Source organism: Nesterenkonia sp. HG001, assembly GCF_034438835.1.
Lineage (GTDB): Bacteria > Actinomycetota > Actinomycetes > Actinomycetales > Micrococcaceae > Nesterenkonia > Nesterenkonia xinjiangensis.
In genome coordinates, this window is the sequence record NZ_JAOSZD010000005.1 from 102,445 (window position 1) to 122,354 (window position 19,910).

Here is a 19,910-nt window from a genome sequence, read left to right on the forward strand (position 1 = left end):
GGGTCCGCGTGTCACGGCCCCCGCAGCCCTCCTGTGGAGGAACAGCCAGCCACCGCGCACGGACATCACCCGGGCTCGGGAGTCAGGCACACGGCCAGCGCCCCCAGCCCGAGATGAGCAGCCAGCGAGGGGGGCAGGTCCACCACCGGCACGGGGCGCGAGGACAGGCCGGCGACCTGGTCGGCGAGCTCCACCGCAGGGGAGGCATTGCCGAAGGCGTGGACGACCAGGCGAGGCCGCTCCATCCCTGCGGCCGACTCCTCCACCCGGGCCATCAGCCGTTCCATGGCGCGAGGCATCGTCCGCGGCCGCTCCACCAGCTGCACCTCGCCGTCCTGCAGACCGAGCAGCGGTTTCACCCACAGCAGACCGCCCAGAAGGCTGGCCAGCGCGTTGATGCGCCCTCCGCGGCGCAGCTGCTCCAAACTCGGGACCACGAAGAACGAGGTGCCTCCACGGGCGCTGTGCTCGGCGGTCTCGGCGACCCCTTCGAGGCCCGCGCCCCGGCCGGCTGCGGCCGCGGCGTCGAGGACGGCATGTCCCAGAGCGGCTCCGGTCTGCAGTGAGTCCACCACGCGCACAGGGATGTCCACCTCCCCCGCGGCGAGACGAGCCGCGTCCACCGTCCCGGACAGCTTCGAGGAGAGATGAATCGCGACGATGCCGTCGCAGCCCTGCTCCTGCAGAGCGGTGAAGGCCTGCGCCAGCCGCCCCGGAGAAGGACGGGAGGTGCGCACCGTGATCCCCTGCGCCACCGCCAGGGCCAGGTCCCGGTCCAGCTCCGTCTGATCACCCGGGGTGCCGGCACCGGCCGACCCGCGCGCCTTTCCGGCCGTCTCGGTGTAGATCTGCTCCCCGATCATCACCGGGATCGGCACCGACACCACGGGCACCCGGGCGGCCTCCAACAGCTCGGAGGGCAGGGAGCAGGAGGAGTCGGTGACCACAGCGATGCCGCCACGCCGCCGGCGGGCTCCCCACAGGCCGGCACGGCGAGGTCCGCCCCCTGCCAGCGGGCCCCGGGAGGATCGGATCCAGGCCGCGAGCAGCTCGTCCCGGTGGGCCGCCGATGCGGGGTCCATGGGTCAGCCCGTGACCACGTTGACCAGTTTGGGCGCCCGGACGATCACCTTCCGGACACCGCCGTCGGCTTCGATGTACTTCTGGATCTTCGGCAGGGCCAGTGCGCGGGCCTCCAGATCCTCGGCGCTGATGTCGGTGGCGACCTCGAGCTTGTCGCGCAGCTTGCCCTTGACCTGCACCACCGCGGTCGTGGTGTCCTCCACCAGCAGGCTCTGATCCACGCTCGGCCATCCGGCGTTCGCAACGGAGGGCTCTCGGCCGAGCATCGCCCACATGTCCTCAGCGGTGTAGGGCGCCACCAGGCTCAGAATCCGCGCGGCGATCTCCGCACCCTCCCGGACCGCGGGGTCGGCAGGGCCGGCACCTGAGTCGATCTCCTTGCGGACAGCATTGACCAGCTCCATCAGGCGGGCGATGACCACGTTGAACTTCTGGTCCTCGAGCAGCTGCTCGACGTCGGCGACGGTCCGATGGGTGACCGAGCGCAGCTGATCGCTGCCGTCGGCCGGGTCTGTGCCCGGGTCGCTGGTGACGTCCTGAGCGACGCGCCAGGCCCGTGCGAGGAACTTGGCCGACCCCGAGGGCGAGACGTCGGCCCAGTCGACGTCGTCCTCCGGCGGGGAGGCGAACACCATGGTCAGGCGCACCGCATCGACCCCGTAGGCGTCCAGCTGTTCGCCGAGGTCCACCCCGTTGCCCAGCGACTTGGACATCGCCTTGCCGCCGTTGAGCACCTGGCCCTGATTCATCAGGGCCTTGAACGGCTCGTCGAAACTGATCAGGCCGAGGTCGTGGATGACCTTGGTGAAGAACCTGGCATAGAGCAGGTGCAGGATCGCGTGCTCCACGCCGCCGACGTACTGGTCCACCGGCATCCAACGGTCTGCCTCGGCGGGATCGAAGACCCGAGCGTCGTCCTGGGGGTTCAGGAACCGCAGGAAGTACCAGGAGGAGTCCACGAAGGTGTCCATGGTGTCGGTGTCACGGGTGGCGGGCTCCCCGCAGCCGGGACAGTCCACGGAGACCCACTCCTCCGCCGCGGCCAGCGGGCTCTTCCCCTTGGGCGCCAGCTGCTCACCTCGCAGGTCGGCGGGAAGCCGCACCGGCAGCTCCTCTTCGGGCACCGGGACCTCGCCGCAGCTGGGGCAGTGCACGATCGGGATGGGCGCGCCCCAGAAGCGCTGGCGGGACAGCAGCCAGTCACGCAGCCGATAGTTCACGGTGGCGCGGCCCAGGTCCTTGTCCTCCAGCACCTGCACAGCACGAGGGACCGCCTGCTCCTTGCCCAGTCCGTCCCAGGCCGGGGAGTTCACCAGGGTGCCCTCACCGGAGGTGGCGGACCCCGACTGCGCAGGATGCTCCTCCCCAGTCTCGACGACGACGCGGACGTCCAGGCCCATGGCTAGGGCGAATTCCAGGTCACGCTGGTCATGGGCCGGAACACCCATGACCGCGCCGGTGCCGTAGTCGGCCAGGACATAGTCGGAGGCCCAGACGGGCAGCCTCTCACCGGTCATCGGGTGGACGGCGTGACGCCCCAGGAAGACTCCGGTGCGGGCCCGGTCGGCCGACTGACGTTCGATGTCCGAGACGTGACCCAGAGCGGTCCGGTAGCTCTCCAGCTCCTCGCGATGCTCCTCGGTGACGAGCTGCTGGGCCAGGTCGGCGTCGGCGGCGACCACCATGAAGGTGACCCCGTAGAGGGTGTCGGGCCGAGTGGTGAAGACGTCGATCGGGGCGACGTCCGCGCCGTCGGTGACCGGCTCGATCTCATACCGGACGGTGGCACCGGTGGAGCGCCCGATCCAGTTGCGCTGCATGCTCAGCACGCGCTCGGGCCAATATCCGGCGAGCTGATCCATGTCGTCGAGCAGCCGGTCCGCGTACTCGGTGATCTTGAAGTACCACTGGTTCAGTGCCTTCTTGATGACCTGGGTGCCGCAGCGCTCACAGGCGCCGTCGACGACCTGCTCGTTCGCGAGCACGGTCTGGTCCTTCGGACACCAGTTGACCGGCGAGTCCTTGCGATAGGCCAGACCGCGACGGTGGAACTGCAGGAAGAGCCACTGGGTCCAGCGGTAGTAGGACTCATCCGAGGTGTGCAGGCGGCGGGACCAGTCTGTGCTGATCGCGTAGCGCTTGAAGGACGCGGCCTGTGTCTCGATGTTGGCGTAGGTCCAGTCCGCCGGGTGCGCGTCGTTCTTGATGGCGGCGTTCTCAGCGGGCAGCCCGAAAGAGTCCCAGCCGATCGGGTGCAGCACGTTGCAGCCCCGCAGGCGGGCGTAGCGGGCCGGGATGTCGCCGATGGCGAAGGCCTCGGCGTGGCCCATGTGCAGGTCACCGGAGGGGTACGGGAACATGTCCAGCACGTAGCGGCGCTCACGGGTGTCCTCGGGGTCCACCTCGAACGTGCCGTCCTCCTCCCAGAACGAAAGCCAGCGCGCCTCGATCTCGGCGAAGTCGTACGGCTTGGGCTTCTCGGAGGTCTGCGCGGCCTCTGCCGCGGCGGACTCGCTCGCGTTGCTCACCTGGGGGGCACCTCGTGGTCGGTCATCGGGGACGGTCAAGGGTCGTTCATGGGGCGTTCGGGCCGGCGCGGCTCCGGGCATGAGCACCGGAGGGCCACGCGATCTCCAGCCCGTCCCAGTCTAAGTGACGAATCATGGCCAGGCGGCACAGCTACGCTGGTCTCGTGCCTCTGCCCTCCCGCCCCTCCCCGGCTCCCTGGAGCGAGCATCCCTCCCGGCCCGGGCAGCTCCGTACCCTGATCCTGACCGTCACTCTGGCCGACGGCGTCACCACCACCTGCCCGGTGTCGCTCTGGCACTACCCACCGGTGCGCCGTCGTCGGGGGCCACGACGCCGCCTGCTGCTCATCCACGGCTTCCGCGGCGACCACCACGGCATGCAGCTGGTGGTGGACGCCCTGCCGGAGCAGGAGCTCCTGGTGCCCGACCTCCCGGGATTCGGCGCCAGCCCACCCCTCCCCTCAGGGGTGCACGACGCCGACACCTACGCCCGGGTGGTGGAGGCCCTGGCCCGTTCCTTGGACCTCGACGACCAGGACGTCCTGCTGGGCCATTCCTTCGGCTCCATCGTCGCCGCCGCCCACACGGCCTGGCAGCAGTCGCTCCCGGAGGGCCGCCGCTGGGCGGGCCTGGGGCTGCTGAATCCCATCAGCGACGGCATCTTCACCGGCAGGCTGCTCCCCGGAGCCGCCGCCGTCGAGGCCTACTACCGGGTCTGCGGCCGCCTTCCGGAGCCCTGGGCGCTGGCCCTGCTGCGCTCACCACTGATACTCGGAGTGACCAATCTCACGATGATCGTCTCTCGGGACCGCGATGTCGTCCGCTACGTCCGAGATCAGCATCAGCAGCACTTCGGTGGGTTCGCCGACCGCGAGACCGTGCTGCAGGCCTACCGCTCGTCCAGCCGGACCACTGTGACCAGCTTCGCCGAACGGCTGGATCTCCCTGCCCTCCTGGTGGTCGGAGCCCGCGATCAGCTCAGCACGCTGCGGGGCCGTCAGCGGCTCGCCGGCCGGCTCCCCCAGTGCCGCATGGAGGTCATCCGCGGTGTCGGGCATCTGCTGCACTATGAGAAGCCTGCTGAGACGGCACGTGCCATCCGTCGGTTCCTGCGCGGGCTGTGATCCTGCCCCGGCGCACACCTCCGGAGCCCAGACCCGCTCAGAGCTTCTCAGACCTGCAGGGCGTCTACGTCGTCGACGACGATCCGCACCGCGCGGGCCGAGTGCTGGGCACTCTGCGTGCGTCGCAGCCGGCTCAGCTCGGCGATGATCTCCTGGGCCTGGGCATAGCCGAAGAACAGCAGGTACCGGTGCCGTCCGTCCTCCATGGGCGAGGGCCCGATCCAGTCGACGCCCTCCGGCAGCCCGGCTGACCGGGTGAAGGCCTCGGCGTCCTCAGGCTCCGCGGTCAGGCTGAGCATCCGCTTCGCAGGGGGCAGCCCCAGCTCGAGCCGCCGGTAGAGCTCCCGGCGGGCATAGGACACCGGATCCCAGCGGACCAGGGCGGCCGTGAGCTCCTCGACCTCCGCGGTGACCACCACGGCACCCGAACGCTGCGGGGCCTCCCCATAGGGGCGCACCAGAGCCGCGGCCCGGAACCAGCGGGCCAGCACCCTGCGCGGCACGTCCAGGCCCTCACGACTGAGCTGCGCGTCCCCGTCGAGCAGGAGCGCGGCCGCGTATCCGTCCTCCGCGATCGGCTCCACCCCCGGGGTGCTGACCACCACGGCAGGGTCGGAGGAGACCGTGCGCACCGGATGATCCGCCGTGGAGGAGATCACCGTGATGTGGGGAAAGGCCCGCCCCAGCTCGTGAGCGGTCCGATCCGCTCCGCGCACCCCGGCCCGAAAGCGGTCATGGCCGCATTCCACACACCGGTGTCCGCGGTGGTGGAGCCCGCACCAGCGGCACCGCAAGGTGCCGGACTGCTCATGATGCGCCGGCAGGCTCAGCGGCCCATGGCAGGACGGACACTGCTGACGGGACCGGCAGCGCTGACACAGCACCGCCGGGATGAAGCCGGCACGCGCCACCTGCACGAGCACCGGTCCATGCTGCAGCGCCTGCTGTGCCGCCCGGTAGGCCGCAGCCGGCAGGCGCGCCTGGCGCGACATCGGATCCCGCTCCCGATGGTGGGAGTCCGCAGTGGCCATCATCAGCGGGGAGGCCTCCCGGCGAGAGTCCCGATCTGGTGCGGTCTCCTGAAGCCAGCCGCGTTCCACCAGCCGCTGCACCTCCAGGCTTCGGGAGGTGGAGAGGAACAGCAGCGAGCATCCTGTCTGCACGGTGCGCTGCAGCGCGACCTCGCGCACGTGGTGGTAGGGGGCGCGCGGCTCCGAGTGCGCGGGGTCGTCGTCGTCGACGACGATCAGCTGCCGGAGCCGCGGCACCGGGGCGAACACGGCCGAGCGTGTGCCCACCGCCACCCGGGCCATCCCGAAGCGCAGGCGCAGGAACGCCCGATATCGGGGTGTGGGGCCGACGTCGGCGGTCAGCCGGGCGACCTGCTCCTCTCCCAGTGCGGCCTCCAGCGCCGCGGCGGCATGCTCCACGTCCCTGGCGTCGGGCAGCACGACCACGGCATCGCCCTCGCCCTCCAGGCAGCGGCGCACGGCGTCGACGATCTGCGCGGCCCAGCCCTGCTCGCCGTAGGAGGTCAGGGCCAGCCCGGCTCGACGCGGGCCGGGTTCCGCCGGCGTGAGGACCGGCTCGGGGGCCACGAGCCCGGCGAACTCCTTCTCCACCCTGGCCACTCGTGGAGGGATCGCTGCACGCAGCACGTCGGAGGTCACCCCGGCGCCGCGCTCCGCGACCTTCTCAGCCAGAGAGAGGACCTCCGGAGAGAGCACCGAGATCGCCGAGACGACTTTGTGGATCATGGAGAGGCGGGAGGCGGTGCCCGGTGCGGCACGGCGCTCCACGACGAAGCCGAGCATCTCCCTCCCGGAGAATCGGACCTTCACCCGACTGCCGGCCACCACGGACCCGGCATGGTCCCGCGGCACGACGTAGTCGAAGGGACGGTCCAGGTGGGGCACCCCGGAGTCCAGGAGCACCCGCGCGACCGGCAGCTCCTCGGCGGCTCCGGCGGGCAGCCGGGCCGGCGGCGGGGGCGCCAGCGCATCCAGCAGCGCCGGCTGCTGATCGTCCTGCTCCGCCATCACCCGCCCCCTGTCCTGTCCTGCGGCGTCACCGCGTCCGGGGCCCGGTGAAGACACGCTCTCGGGGAGTCCTGCACGGCCGGCCCTGCTCACCGGACGATGCTACGCGCCCGGGCTGACACCCAGGAAGTCCGGCGGATGCCACGGCCCCCGTCCTCGCCGGGAGGACGGAGCCGTGCACCAGCCGCCGATCAGCGGAGGGGCCTCAGGCGCCGAAGAAGGACCGCAGGGCGTCGACCCGGTCGAGACGCTCCCAGGGGAAGTTCGCCCCTTCCCGGCCGAAGTGGCCGTTCTTGGCCGTCTCCCGGTAGATCGGCCGTTTGAGGTCCAGGTCCTCGATGATGCCCAGCGGGCGGAGGTCGAACACCTCGTCGATGGCCGCGGAGATGCGTGCCGGGTCCACGGTCTCGGTGCCGAAGGTCTCCACGTAGATGCCCACCGGGCGGGCACGACCGATGGCGTAGGCGATCTGGATCTCGGCCCGGTCGGCAAGACCCGCGGCGACGACGTTCTTCGCGACCCAGCGCATGGCGTAGGCGGCGGAACGGTCCACCTTGGACGGGTCCTTGCCCGAGAAGGCCCCGCCGCCGTGGCGGGCGAAGCCTCCATAGGTGTCGACGATGATCTTGCGTCCGGTGAGACCCGCATCGCCGACCGGGCCCCCGACCACGAACGGGCCGGAGGGGTTGATGATCTGTGAGGCGGCTGCCACGTCCAGTCCGGAGGCTTCGATGACCGGAGTCACCACGTGCTCGGCCAGGTCGGCGTGCAGCTGCTCCTGGGAGGTCTCCTGGGTGTGCTGGGTGGAGACCACCACGGTGTCCAGGCTCACCGGCCGGTCACCTTCGTAGCCGACGGTGACCTGGGTCTTGCCGTCCGGGCGCAGGTACTCCAGCAGCCCGTTCTGCCGGACGTCGGTGAGGCGGGCGGAGAGCCGGTGCGCCAGGGCGATCGGGGTGGGCATGAAGGTGTCGGTCTCGTTGGTGGCGTAGCCGAACATGATGCCCTGGTCGCCGGCACCCTGCGCGTCGCGGCGGTCCTCGGCCCCCGAGCGGGCCTCCAAGGAGTTGAACACCCCGGCGAAGATCTCCGGGGACTGCTGGCCGATGCTCACCGAGACGCCGCAGCGGGCGCCGTCGAAACCGTTGGCCGAGGAGTCGTAGCCGATGTCCAGGAGGGTGGACCGCACGATCTGCGGGATCTCGACGTAGCCGGAGGTGGTGACCTCCCCGGCGACATGCACGAGTCCCGTGGTGGTCAGGGTCTCCACGGCGACCCGGGACTCCGGGTCCACGGCGAGCATGGCGTCGAGCACCGCGTCGGAGATCTGGTCACAGATCTTGTCCGGATGGCCGATCGTCACCGACTCGGAGCTGAACAGCCGCAGTGCCTGCGGCGTGGGCATGTCGGAGGAGGCAGCGCTGGTGTTGGTCACCGGCTCATCCTACGCCAGCGGCGACGGCCCCGGCCGAGCCGCCGGGCGCTGGCTTCACAGAGCGTAAGGCGAGCGGGCCTGCCTGCTGAGGAGCTCGCCGGCGCGCTCGACGACGGCGCGGGCCGCCTCCTGCTTGGAGCCGGCGACGTGCAGCGGGTCGGCCTCCCCGAGGAGCCCCTGGACTCCGAAGGAGGCGAGGATGTGGATCTCGGTGTCGTCCTGGCCGAACACCAGGCCCTCGCCGACCCGGTTGAGCACCAGCAGCTCACACCCCTTGCGGAGCAGCTTCGCCTGCGCGAGGTCCAGCGGGTCGTTCGCGGCGTCACCGGTCTCTGCGGCGAAGCCGACGATGACGGTGGGTCCGCTCCCCCGCTCCGCCCGCCGACGGACGGTGGCTGCCAGGATGTCGGGATTGCGCTGCAGGTGGATGACCGGATCCACACCGTCCTCGGTCTTCTTGATCTTGGCCTCGGCGTAGTCCGCGGGACGGAAGTCCGCCACGGCGGCGGCCATGAGGAGCAGGTCCGCCTCGTCGCCCGCGGAGGCGACGGCGGTGTGCAGCTCCTCGGCCGTCTCCACCCGCTCCACGGTGATGCCCGCCGCGCCCTCGGGTGCGGCCACCTCCATGATCCCGGCGATCAGATGCACGTCGGCTCCGGCCGCGGCGGCGGCGGCGGCCAGCGCGACGCCCTGTTTGCCGGAGGAGCGGTTTCCCAGGTAGCGGACGGGGTCCAGCGGCTCGCGGGTGCCTCCGGCGGTGACGATGACACGGCGTCCGGCGAGCAGCCCGTCCTGCGCCGAGGGCGCAGAGATCGGTGCTGCGGGGGCGGAGGCGCCGTCCAGCTCGGCGAGGATCTCGCGGACTCTGGCATGGATGTCCTCGGGCTCCGGCAGGCGTCCAGGGCCGGAGTCCGCTCCGGTGAGCCGCCCGACCGCGGGCTCCATGACCTCGTGGCCCCGTCCGCGCAGGATGGCGACGTTGTCCACGGTGGCCGGATTCCGCCACATCTCGGTGTGCATCGCGGGCACGAAGAGCAGCCGCGCCTCAGTCGCGAGCAGGGTGGAGGTCAGCAGGTCGTCGGCCATGCCGGCGCGTGCCCGGGCCAGCAGGTCGGCGGTGGCAGGCGCGACGACCACGAGGTCCGCCTCCTGCCCCAGCCGCACATGACGCACCTCGTCCACATGGGAGAAGATCGAGGTGCTGACCTTGCGGCCGCTGATCGCCTCCCAGGTGGGCCGGCCGACGAACTCCTCGGCGGCGGGCGTGGGAACGACATCGACCTGATGCCCGTCCTCCCGAAGCAGGCGGAGAAGATGCACGGCCTTATAGGCGGCGATTCCTCCGCTGACTCCCAGGATGATGCGCATCAGGTCGATCAGACGTCTCGGACGGGGCCGGTCAGGAGGCCGGGTTCTCGGCCGCGTGGTTGACCAGCAGGTCCTGGTCGATCTCTCGCAGGGCGATGGAGATCGACTTCTCGTTGAGCTTGGTGTCCACCAGCGGGCCGACGTACTCGAAGAGGCCCTCGTGGAGCTGCGCGTAGTAGGCGTTGATCTGACGGGCGCGCTTGGCGGCGAAGAGCACCAGGGCGTACTTGGAGGCGCTCTTGCCCATCAGGGAGTCGATCGGCGGGTCGATGATGCCTTCGAGCTTCTCAGTCACTGAAGAATGGTCCTTGTCGGTCGCGTGTGGTCGGTCGCGTCAGGTCGGCCGTCGTTCAGACTGCGTTCCGCTGGAAGCCCATGAGGGCGACGAGTTCGGCGGCGGCGCGGTCGAGGTCGTCGTTGACGACGGTGACGTCGAACTCGGATTCTGCCGCGAGTTCCATCTTAGCGGTTTCCAGTCTCCTCTGCTGTTCCTCGGGACCTTCCGTGCCGCGACCTGTGAGACGCGCCACCATCTCCTCCCAGGAGGGTGGCGTGAGGAACACGAACTGGGCCTCCGGCATGGTCCGGCGCACCTGGCGGGCGCCCTGCAGGTCGATCTCCAGCAGGACGCAGCGCCCTGCACCCAGCGCTTCCTCCACCGTGGATCGCAGTGTCCCGTAGCGGTGCCGACCATGCACGGTGGCCCATTCGAGGAAGGCGCCCTGCTCGACGAGACGGTCGAACTCCTCCGCAGAGATGAAGTGATAGTCGACGCCGTCGACCTCCCCCGGGCGCGGATCCCGAGTGGTGGCGGACACGGAGAAGCAGACCGCCGGGTAGTTCTCTCGGATGTAGCGGCTCATCGTGGACTTCCCCACTGAGGTGGGGCCTGCCAGCACGGTGACCTGGGGCTCGTTCACGTCTACAGACTCCTCGGCACGGCGCCGCGGCGCACGAGGGCGGCTGCGGAGCATCGGTCGGGTCGACGGGGCGTGAGCGGCGGTGCGTCAGGAGCACGCGTCGACCCTGGGGATCAGGATGTCGTCCATCCTAACGCCCCGGCTCGGTGCCGTCCGACTCGTCCTCCGCGATCAGCTCAGACCAGGTCGGCCAGGTGCTTGGCCAGGGCTGTGCGCTGCTTGATGCCGAGACCTCCGATGCGGCGGTTCTCGGAGATCCCGAGCGCCTCCAGCGTGCGTGCCGCGGTGACCTTCCCCACACCGGGGAGGGCCTCCAGCAGCTCGACGGTCTTCAGACGGGCCACTGCCTCGGACGTCGAGGCCTTGACGAGGACATCTTCGAAGCTGATCCTCCCCGACCCGAAGGCCTCCTTCAGCTCGGCTCGTTCAATCCGGGCCGCCAATGCCTTCTGCCGGGCGATGTCGCGCTCTTCTTTGCTCAGTTCTCGCAGGGCCACGGTGTTCTCCTCTGCTGCGCCGCCTATCACATGTGGCAGAATCTAGCCGCTATTCGTCTGTGGGGCAATAGTCCGTTCCCCCAGATCAGGGGGCAGTCGACCGACCGGGCGAACCTGCGCCGCCGGCGGGTCAGTCGGCGAGCTCCTCCGCCGTCCGCCGGACCGCTGCCGTCAGCGCCGAGATGTCGGGACCTGCGGCGAGTATCCCTCGGGAAGAGTTCACCACCACCTGTCGGTGGGCCTCGGCGAAGCCGGTGCGAAGGTCCTCAGCAGTGGCGCCCTGAGCACCGAAGCCGGGGGCCAGGAGCGGCATCGCCCCGGCGGTGAGGTCCACGCCGGCCTCTTCCGCCAGCCCGGCGGTGGTCGCCCCGACCACCAGGCCGACGTCGCCGAGGGCCCCGTCGATCTGCGGCGCCGGGTTCTCTGCGGCCGCCTGGACGGCGATCCGCGCGGCCACGGTGCCGTCCTCGGTGCGTGCCAGCTGGACTTCCCGCCCCTCCGGGTTGGAGGTCAGCGCCAGGACGAACAGTCCGGCACCGTGCCGTCGGGCGACCTCGAGCGCCGGACGCAGCGAGCCGAAGCCCAGATAGGGGGAGACGGTCAGCGCATCCGCGGCCAGCTCGGCCCCCGGTGCCAGCCAGGCGTCCGCGTAGCCGGCCATCGTGGAGCCGATGTCACCCCGCTTGGCATCGGCGATGACCAGCAGACCCTCCCGCCGGGCCTCCTGCTGCAGCTCCGCGAGCACGGCCAGGCCGGCCGGTCCTCGCCGTTCGAAGAACGCCACCTGGGGCTTGATCACTCCCACCCGGCCCACGGCGGCCTCCAGGACCCGGCTGCCGAACTCCCTGAGCCCTGAGACGTCGTCGTTCAGCCCCCAGGCCTGCAGCAGGTGCGGATGCGGGTCGATGCCGACACACAGCCGGCCGTGGCGAGCGATCGCCTCGGCCAGCCGTGCGCCGAACCGCGGCACGCCGGTGCTCATGCGGACAGCTCCGCGAGCCGGGCGGCGTGGTCCTGCAGCGAGGTCACCGACCAGCTGAACTGGCGCTGGGCCTCGATGGCCTGCACTGCGGCACCGAGCTCGGCCACGGTGGTGATCACCGGGGTGCCCATGGAGGTGGCCGCGGCGCGGATCTCGTAGCCGTCGCTGCGGGCGTCGCCTCCCGAAGGAGTGTTGACGATGAGGTCGATCTGACCGGACTCGACCAGGTCGAGGATGGTCTCCCCCTCCCCCGGCGCGTCGGCGATCTTCCGCACCACCGAGGGACTGATGCCGTTGCGCCGCAGCACATCGGCGGTGCCACCTGTGGAGACGATCTCGAAGCCGAGGTCCACCAGGCGCTTGACCGTCATCACGATGGCACGCTTGTCCCGGTTCGCCACCGAGACGAAGACCTTGCCGGAGGTCGGCAGGGGGTTGTTCGCGGCCAGCTGGGACTTCGCGAACGCGGTGTCGAAGTGCTTGTCGATGCCCATGACCTCACCGGTGGAACGCATCTCCGGGCCGAGCAGCGAGTCCACCACACGGCCCTCGGGCGTGCGGAACCGGTTGAAAGGCAGCACAGCCTCCTTCACCGACACCGGCGCACCCGGCGGGAGCAGGGAGCCGTCGCCGAAGGTGGGCAGGAGTCCGCCGGAGGGATGGCCGGATCCGGTGCGCAGCTCCGCGATGGAGACCCCCGTGCCGATGAGCGCGGAGGCCTTGGCCAGCTGCACGCCGGTGGCCTTCGAGACGAACGGCACCGTCCGAGAAGCTCGCGGATTGGCCTCGATGACGTACAGGATGTCCGAGGCCAGGGCGAACTGGATGTTGATCAGACCTCGCACCCCGACGCCGGCGGCGATCGCCTCGGTGGCGTGCTGGACCCGCTCCAGGACGTCCGGGCCGAGGGTGATCGGCGGCAGCACGCAGGCGGAGTCCCCGGAGTGGATGCCGGCCTCCTCGATATGCTCCATCACGCCGCCGAGATAGAGCTCCTCGCCGTCGTAGAGCGCGTCGACGTCGACCTCGATGGCGTCCTCGAGGAAACGGTCCACCAGCACCGGATGCTCCGGGGTGACCTCGGTGGCATTGGCGATGTAGCGGGCCAGGCCGGGCTCGTCATAGACGATCTCCATGCCACGCCCGCCGAGCACGTAGCTGGGACGCACGAGCACCGGATAGCCGATCGAGTCGGCCACCCGCTTGGCGTCCTCGAAGCTGACGGCGGTGCCGTTCTTCGGCGCGATCAGGCCCGCTCTGCCCAGCACCTGGTCAAACTCCCCTCGGTCCTCGGCGAGATCGATGGCCTCCGGCGAGGTGCCCAGGATCGGCACCCCGGCGTCAGCGAGCTGCTGAGCCAGCTTGAGCGGCGTCTGGCCGCCGAGCTGCACGAAGACCCCATGCACGCCCCCGGTGCGCTCCTCGGCCGCGATGACCTCGAGGACGTCCTCGAGGGTCAGCGGCTCGAAGTACAGCCGGGTGGAGACGTCGTAGTCCGTGGAGACCGTCTCCGGATTGCAGTTGACCATCACCGTCTCGTAGCCGGCGTCACGCAGCGCCATGGTGGCGTGGACGCACGAATAGTCGAACTCGATGCCCTGGCCGATGCGGTTGGGACCGGAGCCCAGGATGATCACCGAGGGCTTCTCATGCTGGCTGATCTCGTCCTCGACGTCGTAGGAGGAGTAGTGGTACGGGGTGTAGGCCTCGAACTCGGCCGCGCAGGTGTCCACGGTCTTGTAGACCGGGCGGATGCCCAGGGCGTGCCGCACGCCGCGGACCACCGCAGGGTCCATATGGCGCAGCGCCCCGATCTGGGAGTCCGAGAAGCCATGCCGCTTGGCGGTGCGCAGCAGGGCCGGGGTCAGCTCCTTGGCCACGGCGATCGCTCGAGCCGTCTCGTTGATCAGCTCGATCTGATCCAGGTACCAGGGATCGATGGAGGTGATCTCATGGACCTGCTCCAGCGTCGCCCCGGAGTGCAGCGCCCGCTGGACCTGATGGATCCGCTCCGTGGTCGGGGTGGCCATACCCTCGAGCAGCTCGGTGAGCCCCTCCTCCCCCGCCGGGGTGAAGTCGAACTCCGAGCCCCGCTGCTCCAGGGACCGCTGGGCCTTCTGCAGGGCCTCGGTGAAGTTGCGGCCGATGGCCATCGCCTCCCCCACGGACTTCATGGTGGTGGTCAGCGTGGGATCCGCGGCGGGGAACTTCTCGAAGGCGAAGCGCGGGATCTTGACGACCACATAGTCCAGGGTCGGTTCGCAGCTCGCGGGGGTCTTCTGCGTGATGTCGTTGGGGATCTCGTCGAGGGTGTATCCCACGGCCAGCTTGGTGGCGATCTTGGCGATGGCGAAGCCCGTCGCCTTCGAGGCCAGCGCGGAGGAGCGGGACACGCGCGGGTTCATCTCGATGACGACCACGCGGCCGGTCCCCGGCTCCACCGCGAACTGGATGTTGCAGCCCCCGGTGTCCACGCCGACCTCACGGATCACGTTGATGGAGATGTCGCGCAGCCTCTGGTACTCGCGGTCGGTGAGCGTGAGCGCCGGTGCGACGGTGATCGAGTCGCCGGTGTGCACGCCGACCGGGTCGAGGTTCTCGATGGAGCAGACCACCACGACGTTGTCGTGGGCGTCGCGCATCATCTCGAGCTCGTACTCCTTCCAGCCGAGGATCGACTCCTCCAGGAGCACCTCGGTGGTGGGGCTGTACTGGAGGCCGGCACCGGCGATGCGCCGCAGGTCCGCGGCGTCATAGGCGAGCCCGGAGCCCAGCCCGCCCATGGTGAATGAGGGACGCACCACCATCGGGTATCCGAGGTCCTCGGCGGCCTCGAAGGCCTCCTCCAAGGAGTGGACGATCCGCGACCGGGCCGACTCCGCGCCCGAACGCTCCACGACGCCCTTGAACTTCTCGCGGTCCTCGCCCAGTTCGATGGCGGCGATGTTCGCCCCGATGAGCTCGACGTCGAACTTCTCCAGCACGCCGTCCTTGTCCAGGGCGATCGCGGTGTTCAGCGCCGTCTGACCGCCCAGGGTGGGCAGGATCGCGTCCGGGCGCTCCTTCTCGATGATCTTGGCGACGACGTCAGGGCTGATCGGCTCCACGTAGGTGGCGTCGGCGAACTCCGGGTCGGTCATGATGGTGGCCGGATTGGAGTTGACGAGGATGACCCGGATGCCCTCCTCCTTCAGCACCCGCAGGGCCTGGGTCCCCGAGTAGTCGAACTCCGCGGCCTGGCCGATGACGATCGGACCCGAGCCGATGACCAGCACGGATTTGAGGTCTTGACGCTTAGGCATTGTCCTTCACTTTCATCAGCTCGACGAAACGGTCGAAGAGGTAGGCGGAGTCGTGGGGCCCGGCGGCGGCCTCCGGGTGGTACTGCACGGAGAAGGCCGGGATGTCGAGGCAGCGCAGGCCTTCCACGACACCGTCGTTGAGGCTGGAGTGGCTGACCTGAACGCGCCCGTACCGCTCCTCCGGCGCGGTGAGGGTCTCCCCCACCGGGGCGTCCACCGCGAAGCCATGGTTCTGTGAGGTGATCTCCACCTTGCCGGTGGTGTGGTCCATGACGGGCTGGTTGATCCCGCGGTGTCCGAAGGGCAGCTTGTAAGTGCCGAAGCCCAGGGCACGGCCCAGGATCTGGTTGCCGAAGCAGATCCCGAAGAACGGGATCCCGGCGTCGAGGACCTCGCGCAGCAGGCCGACCTGATCGGCCGCCGTCGCCGGGTCCCCCGGGCCGTTGGACAGGAACACCCCGGCGGGCGAGACCGCATGGATGTCCGCCAGGCTCGCAGTGGCCGGCAGCACGTGCACCCGCAGCCCACGCTCGGCCATCCGGACCGGAGTCATGGTCTTGATGCCCAGGTCGATCGCGGCGACGACGGCCACCGGCTCGCCCTCCCAGCCGTGCGCGGAAGGTTCCACCACATAGGCCTGCTCGGTGGTGACCTCTTCGGCGAGCCGGGCACCCTTCATCGAGGGTTGGGAACGGACCTCCTCGACCAGCTGGGCCACCGAGCGTGCGGAGGCCTCCCCGGAGAAGATCCCGGCCTTCATGGACCCCGCGGACCGCAGGTGGCGGGTCACCGCGCGAGTGTCCACCCCCTGGATCCCGACGACCTCCTGGGCGATGAGCTCCTCGTCCAGGCTACGGCGGCTGCGCCAGTTCGAGGCGCGCCGCGCGGCGTCGCGGACCACGTAGCCCGCCACCCAGATCCGACGGGATTCGGAGTCCTCGTCGTTGACCCCGGTGTTGCCGATGTGCGGTGCCGTCTGGACGACGATCTGCCGCGCATAGGAGGGGTCGGTGAGGGTCTCCTGGTACCCGGTCATGCCGGTGGCGAAGACAGCCTCACCCAGCCGCGAGCCGCGGGCGCCGTAGGCGGTCCCTTCATGCACGGTGCCGTCCTCGAGGACGAGGAGGGCAGGGTCGAAGGTGCTCATGTGGTGGTTCACTCCTCGGTCAGACGTTTCAGTTGGCTCAGCAGCTGGTCATGGGACTCGGCGTGACGGGCCCGGAACGCCGTCTCGACGTCTTCGGCGCCCAGCGTCCAACCGACGATCAGGGCCCCGTCACGTTCCACGAACTTGCCCACCACACCACGGTCGGTGCGCGTGTAGGCCAGCTGATCCCGGGTGATGAGATAGTTCCGAGCTCCGGCACGGAACACCGCCACCCCCTGCTCATGGACCTCGAGACGGCCGTCGGTGCGGATGCCCAGGCCGTGGACCGCCACGCGGTCCAGATAGTCGGCGGCCTTCACCGTGCCGATGACCATCCCCTCTCCGGCGGCAAGAGGTTCGGTGTCGATGATCTCCGGGCCGATCTCAGCCGGCTCGGGCAGCCCGGACTGGCGACGCCTGCGACCGCGCCAACCCCACCACAGCAGCAGCGCCGCCACGGCGATGATCGCGATCGAGACGTAGAGATAGTTCAGATAGACCTGCGTCATGCCCGGTGATCAGCCTTCCTGCCGGTGAGCGAGCGCTGCAGAGCGCCCTCGTCGACCACGGCGCGGCCGGCCAGGATGGTGGTCCGCACCTGGCCGGGGAGCTCCATCCCGGAGAAGGGAGAGTTGCGTCCCTTCGTGGCGTGCTCCTCGGGGCGGACCGTGCGACGCGCCTGCGGATCCACCAGGATCAGATGAGCCGGCTCGCCGACCGCCAGCGGACGGCCCTGGTGGGGGTGCCCGGCGATCTCTGCGGGTCGGACGGAGCTGACCTCGGCGAACCGGCGCCAGTCCATCAGACCGGTGTCGACCATCGTGTGCTGGACGACGGAGAGCGCCGTCTCGAGTCCGGTCATGCCCATCGCGGCCTGGTGCCACTCACATTCCTTGAGCTGGGTGGGGTGCGGGGCGTGGTCGGTGCCGATGACGTCGATGGTTCCGTCGGCCAGGCCCTCGCGAAGCGCATGGACGTCCTCCGCGGTGCGCAGCGGCGGATTGACCTTGTAGACGGGGTTGAAGCTGCGGACCATCTCCTCGGTGAGGATCAGGTGATGCGGAGTGACCTCCGCGGTGACGTCGATGCCGCGCTCCTTGGCCCAGCGGACGATCTCCACCGAGCCCTTCGTGGAGACGTGGCAGACGTGCAGACGAGACTCGACGTGCTGGGTGAGCAGGACGTCACGGGCGATGATCGCCTCCTCGGCCACGGCGGGCCAGCCGGGCAGACCCAGCACGGCCGAGACGCAGCCCTCGTTCATCTGGGCGCCGTCGGTGAGCAGCGGCTCCTGCGCATGCTGGGCGATGAAGCCGCCGAAGGACTTCACGTACTCCAGCGCCCGGCGCATCAGCACCGGATTGTGGACGCAGATGCCGTCGTCGGAGAACATCCGCACCTGGGCGGAGGAGTCCGCCATGGCGCCGAGCTCGGCGAGCTGCTCTCCCGCCAGTCCGACGGTGACGGCGCCCACCGGGTGCACCTCGGTCCAGCCGGACTCCAGGCCGAGCCGGTGGACCTGCTCCACGACGCCGGCCGTGTCGGCCACAGGAGAGGAGTTCGCCATGGCGTGCACTGCGGTGAACCCGCCCAGGGCCGCGGCGCGACTGCCGCTCTCGACGGTCTCGGCGTCCTCGCGTCCGGGCTCGCGCAGATGGGTGTGGAGGTCCACCATCCCCGGCAGGGCGATGAGGCCCTCGGCGTCGATGCGGCGCACCGCGTCCGGGCCGTGCTCGGCCATCAGCCGCTTGGCCTCGGCGGCCGCCTCCGGGCCGAGCGCCCGGATGCGGCCCTCAGCGATGAACAGGTCGGCGCGCTCCTCCCCGTACAGCGAGGACCCGCTGATGAGCAGCGGCGTCTCCTCGCGGATCGTCCTGCCGGCCTCGGTGGTCTCGGTGGTCTGCCTCATGCGATGCCCCCTGGAATGGTCATGGTGGTCTTCTCGGCTGCTGCGGATCGATCGGCGCTCAGGAGCAGGTGCAGCACCGCCATGCGCACCGAGACTCCGTGGGACACCTGATCGAGCACACGGTTCAGCGGTGAGTCGGCGGCGGCCGCAGAGATCTCCACCCCCCGGTTCATCGGACCTGGGTGCAGGATCATCCCTCCGGCGCCGGCCGGGCCGTCGAGACCCTGCACGACGGCCAGCCGCCCATCGGTGAGACCCCAGCGTCGGATGTACTCGGCCGGACTCGGGAAGAAGGAGCCCCCCATCCGTTCAGCCTGGACGCGCAGCATCATCACCGCGTGCGGGTCGGTGGCCAGCGCCTCGTCGAAGCTGTAGTGGACGGTGACCGGCCACTGCTCCACACCGACCGGCAGCAGCGTCGGCGGGGCGACGAGGCCGACCTCCGCACCGAGGGTGCTGAGCAGCCACACTCCGGAACGGGCCACCCGGGAATGCAGGATGTCTCCGACGATGAGCACGCGCATGCCGCTCAGGTCGGTGCCCCGGCCCTCCGCCCAACCGCGGCGCAGCGTCAGCGCGTCCAGGAGCGCCTGGGTGGGATGCTCGTGGGTCCCGTCTCCGGCGTTGATCACCGCGCAGTCCGTCCAGCCGGACTCGGCCAGCTGGGCGGCCGCCCCGGAGGCCCAGTGCCGCATGACGATCGCGTCGGCACCGATGGCCTCCAGGGTCTGGACGGTGTCCTTCAGGGACTCGCCCTTCGAGACCGAGGACCCCTTGGCGGAGAAGTTCATCACGTCGGCCGAGAGTCGCTTGGCCGCGGCCTCGAAGGAGATCCGCGTCCGGGTGGAGTCCTCGAAGAAGAGGTTCACCACGGTGCGGCCGCGCAGCGTGGGCAGCTTCTTGACCTCGCGGGTCGCGACGCCGGCCATCTCCTCGGCGGTGTCGAGGATGCGCAGCGCGTCCGCATGGGAGAGGTCGGCGGTGGAGAGCAGGTGCCTCATGGACGCGACCCCCTCACGATGAGCACGGCCTCGTCCTCAGGCGCGACGTCGTCGACGTCGGCGAGACGCACCGAGACCCGCTCCTCCCGAGAGGTGGGCAGGTTCTTGCCGACATGGTCGGCGCGGATGGGCAGCTCGCGGTGGCCGCGGTCCACCAGGACCGCCAGACGCACCGCACGCGGGCGTCCCAGCGCGGAGAGCGCATCGAGGGCGGCGCGGACCGTGCGGCCGGAATAGAGGACGTCATCGACCAGGACCACGGTGGCGCCGTCGACCCCGGTCTCGGGAAGCAGCGTGGGCTCCGGGGTGCGTGCATGGCCGGAGCGCAGATCGTCCCGATACATGGTGATGTCGAGCGAGCCCACTGAACGGGCGGGGTCGAAGGCCGAGTCGATATGGGCCAGACGATCGCCGAGGCGGCGGGCCAGGGGGGCTCCGCGGCGTGGGATGCCGAGCAGCACGAGGTCCTCGACTCCGCGATGGGATTCGACGATCTCGTGCGCGATGCGCGTCAAGGCCCGCTCCACATCGGGAGCGGACATGACCTGAGAGGTCTCTGGTGCATTCACCAGGCG

At 70.1% G+C, this 19,910-nt stretch carries 16 protein-coding genes; 1 reads left to right on the forward strand and 15 read right to left on the reverse strand.

Going from position 1 to position 19,910, the window contains the following annotated elements; genetic code table 11:
* Positions 1 to 65: 65 nt before the first annotated feature.
* Both ODE13_RS10075 and leuS read right to left on the reverse strand, forming a co-directional pair.
* Entirely contained in the window at positions 66 to 1,082 is a 1,017-nt protein-coding gene (locus tag ODE13_RS10075) for a DegV family protein (RefSeq protein WP_322479163.1), read from the reverse strand.
* A gap of 3 nt (positions 1,083 to 1,085) precedes the next feature.
* On the reverse strand, positions 1,086 to 3,611 hold the full coding sequence (gene leuS, locus ODE13_RS10080) for a leucine--tRNA ligase (protein WP_322479164.1): 2,526 nt from the start codon (positions 3,609 to 3,611) through the stop codon (positions 1,086 to 1,088).
* A gap of 164 nt (positions 3,612 to 3,775) precedes the next feature.
* On the opposite strand from leuS, the gene ODE13_RS10085 reads away from it, so the two are divergent.
* Positions 3,776 to 4,735, forward strand: coding sequence for an alpha/beta hydrolase (locus ODE13_RS10085; protein ID WP_322479165.1), 960 nt, complete (start codon positions 3,776 to 3,778; stop codon positions 4,733 to 4,735).
* A gap of 47 nt (positions 4,736 to 4,782) precedes the next feature.
* Here ODE13_RS10085 and ODE13_RS10090 read toward each other — a convergent pair whose 3' ends face one another.
* From ODE13_RS10090 to pyrR, 13 genes are all read right to left on the reverse strand, one after another.
* A complete protein-coding gene (locus ODE13_RS10090; RefSeq protein WP_322479166.1) occupies positions 4,783 to 6,774 on the reverse strand; it encodes a primosomal protein N' in 1,992 nt (663 codons plus the stop codon).
* Between the two features lie 205 nt (positions 6,775 to 6,979).
* Positions 6,980 to 8,179 carry a methionine adenosyltransferase gene (gene metK / locus ODE13_RS10095; protein WP_322479330.1) on the reverse strand — a complete coding sequence of 400 codons (1,200 nt, stop codon included), beginning with the start codon at positions 8,177 to 8,179 and terminating at the stop codon, positions 6,980 to 6,982.
* A gap of 84 nt (positions 8,180 to 8,263) precedes the next feature.
* Complete coding sequence (gene coaBC, locus ODE13_RS10100) at positions 8,264 to 9,577, reverse strand: bifunctional phosphopantothenoylcysteine decarboxylase/phosphopantothenate--cysteine ligase CoaBC (protein WP_322479167.1); 1,314 nt, start codon at positions 9,575 to 9,577, stop codon at positions 8,264 to 8,266.
* A gap of 31 nt (positions 9,578 to 9,608) precedes the next feature.
* Entirely contained in the window at positions 9,609 to 9,872 is a 264-nt protein-coding gene (gene rpoZ / locus ODE13_RS10105; RefSeq protein ID WP_179542693.1) for a DNA-directed RNA polymerase subunit omega, read from the reverse strand.
* 55 nt (positions 9,873 to 9,927) lie between these two features.
* Positions 9,928 to 10,497 (reverse strand): guanylate kinase, encoded by a 570-nt coding sequence (gene gmk / locus ODE13_RS10110; protein ID WP_322479168.1) that lies wholly within the window; start codon positions 10,495 to 10,497, stop codon positions 9,928 to 9,930.
* Between the two features lie 176 nt (positions 10,498 to 10,673).
* Entirely contained in the window at positions 10,674 to 10,994 is a 321-nt protein-coding gene (mihF, locus tag ODE13_RS10115) for an integration host factor, actinobacterial type (protein WP_322479169.1), read from the reverse strand.
* Between the two features lie 130 nt (positions 10,995 to 11,124).
* A complete protein-coding gene (gene pyrF / locus ODE13_RS10120; RefSeq protein ID WP_322479170.1) occupies positions 11,125 to 11,976 on the reverse strand; it encodes an orotidine-5'-phosphate decarboxylase in 852 nt (283 codons plus the stop codon).
* The gene (carB, locus tag ODE13_RS10125) at positions 11,973 to 15,278 is read right to left on the reverse strand and encodes a carbamoyl-phosphate synthase large subunit (RefSeq protein WP_322479171.1); all 3,306 of its coding nucleotides are present in this window, start codon (positions 15,276 to 15,278) and stop codon (positions 11,973 to 11,975) included. The genes pyrF and carB overlap by 4 nt, the downstream gene beginning before the upstream one ends.
* Positions 15,271 to 16,425, reverse strand: a complete 1,155-nt coding sequence (gene carA, locus ODE13_RS10130) for a glutamine-hydrolyzing carbamoyl-phosphate synthase small subunit (protein ID WP_322479172.1) — start codon at positions 16,423 to 16,425, stop codon at positions 15,271 to 15,273. Before carA ends, carB begins: the two co-directional genes overlap by 8 nt.
* A gap of 8 nt (positions 16,426 to 16,433) precedes the next feature.
* Positions 16,434 to 16,934, reverse strand: a complete 501-nt coding sequence (locus ODE13_RS10135) for a hypothetical protein (protein ID WP_179542688.1) — start codon at positions 16,932 to 16,934, stop codon at positions 16,434 to 16,436.
* Positions 16,931 to 18,334 (reverse strand): dihydroorotase, encoded by a 1,404-nt coding sequence (locus ODE13_RS10140; protein ID WP_322479173.1) that lies wholly within the window; start codon positions 18,332 to 18,334, stop codon positions 16,931 to 16,933. Before ODE13_RS10140 ends, ODE13_RS10135 begins: the two co-directional genes overlap by 4 nt.
* Entirely contained in the window at positions 18,331 to 19,335 is a 1,005-nt protein-coding gene (locus tag ODE13_RS10145; protein ID WP_322479174.1) for an aspartate carbamoyltransferase catalytic subunit, read from the reverse strand. Before ODE13_RS10145 ends, ODE13_RS10140 begins: the two co-directional genes overlap by 4 nt.
* A complete protein-coding gene (gene pyrR / locus ODE13_RS10150) occupies positions 19,332 to 19,907 on the reverse strand; it encodes a bifunctional pyr operon transcriptional regulator/uracil phosphoribosyltransferase PyrR (protein WP_322479331.1) in 576 nt (191 codons plus the stop codon). Before pyrR ends, ODE13_RS10145 begins: the two co-directional genes overlap by 4 nt.
* Positions 19,908 to 19,910: the final 3 nt, after the last annotated feature.

Coding starts and splice junctions, on each gene's coding strand:
- ODE13_RS10140 (WP_322479173.1), bottom strand. CDS start 18,334: ATGAGGCAGACCACCGAGACCACCGAGGCCGGCAGGACGATCCGCGAG.
- pyrF (WP_322479170.1), bottom strand. CDS start 11,976: ATGAGCACCGGCGTGCCGCGGTTCGGCGCACGGCTGGCCGAGGCGATC.
- carB (WP_322479171.1), bottom strand. CDS start 15,278: ATGCCTAAGCGTCAAGACCTCAAATCCGTGCTGGTCATCGGCTCGGGT.
- coaBC (WP_322479167.1), bottom strand. CDS start 9,577: ATGCGCATCATCCTGGGAGTCAGCGGAGGAATCGCCGCCTATAAGGCC.
- metK (WP_322479330.1), bottom strand. CDS start 8,179: ATGCCCACGCCGCAGGCACTGCGGCTGTTCAGCTCCGAGTCGGTGACG.
- ODE13_RS10135 (WP_179542688.1), bottom strand. CDS start 16,934: ATGACGCAGGTCTATCTGAACTATCTCTACGTCTCGATCGCGATCATC.
- ODE13_RS10090 (WP_322479166.1), bottom strand. CDS start 6,774: ATGGCGGAGCAGGACGATCAGCAGCCGGCGCTGCTGGATGCGCTGGCG.
- carA (WP_322479172.1), bottom strand. CDS start 16,425: ATGAGCACCTTCGACCCTGCCCTCCTCGTCCTCGAGGACGGCACCGTG.
- ODE13_RS10075 (WP_322479163.1), bottom strand. CDS start 1,082: ATGGACCCCGCATCGGCGGCCCACCGGGACGAGCTGCTCGCGGCCTGG.
- ODE13_RS10145 (WP_322479174.1), bottom strand. CDS start 19,335: ATGAGGCACCTGCTCTCCACCGCCGACCTCTCCCATGCGGACGCGCTG.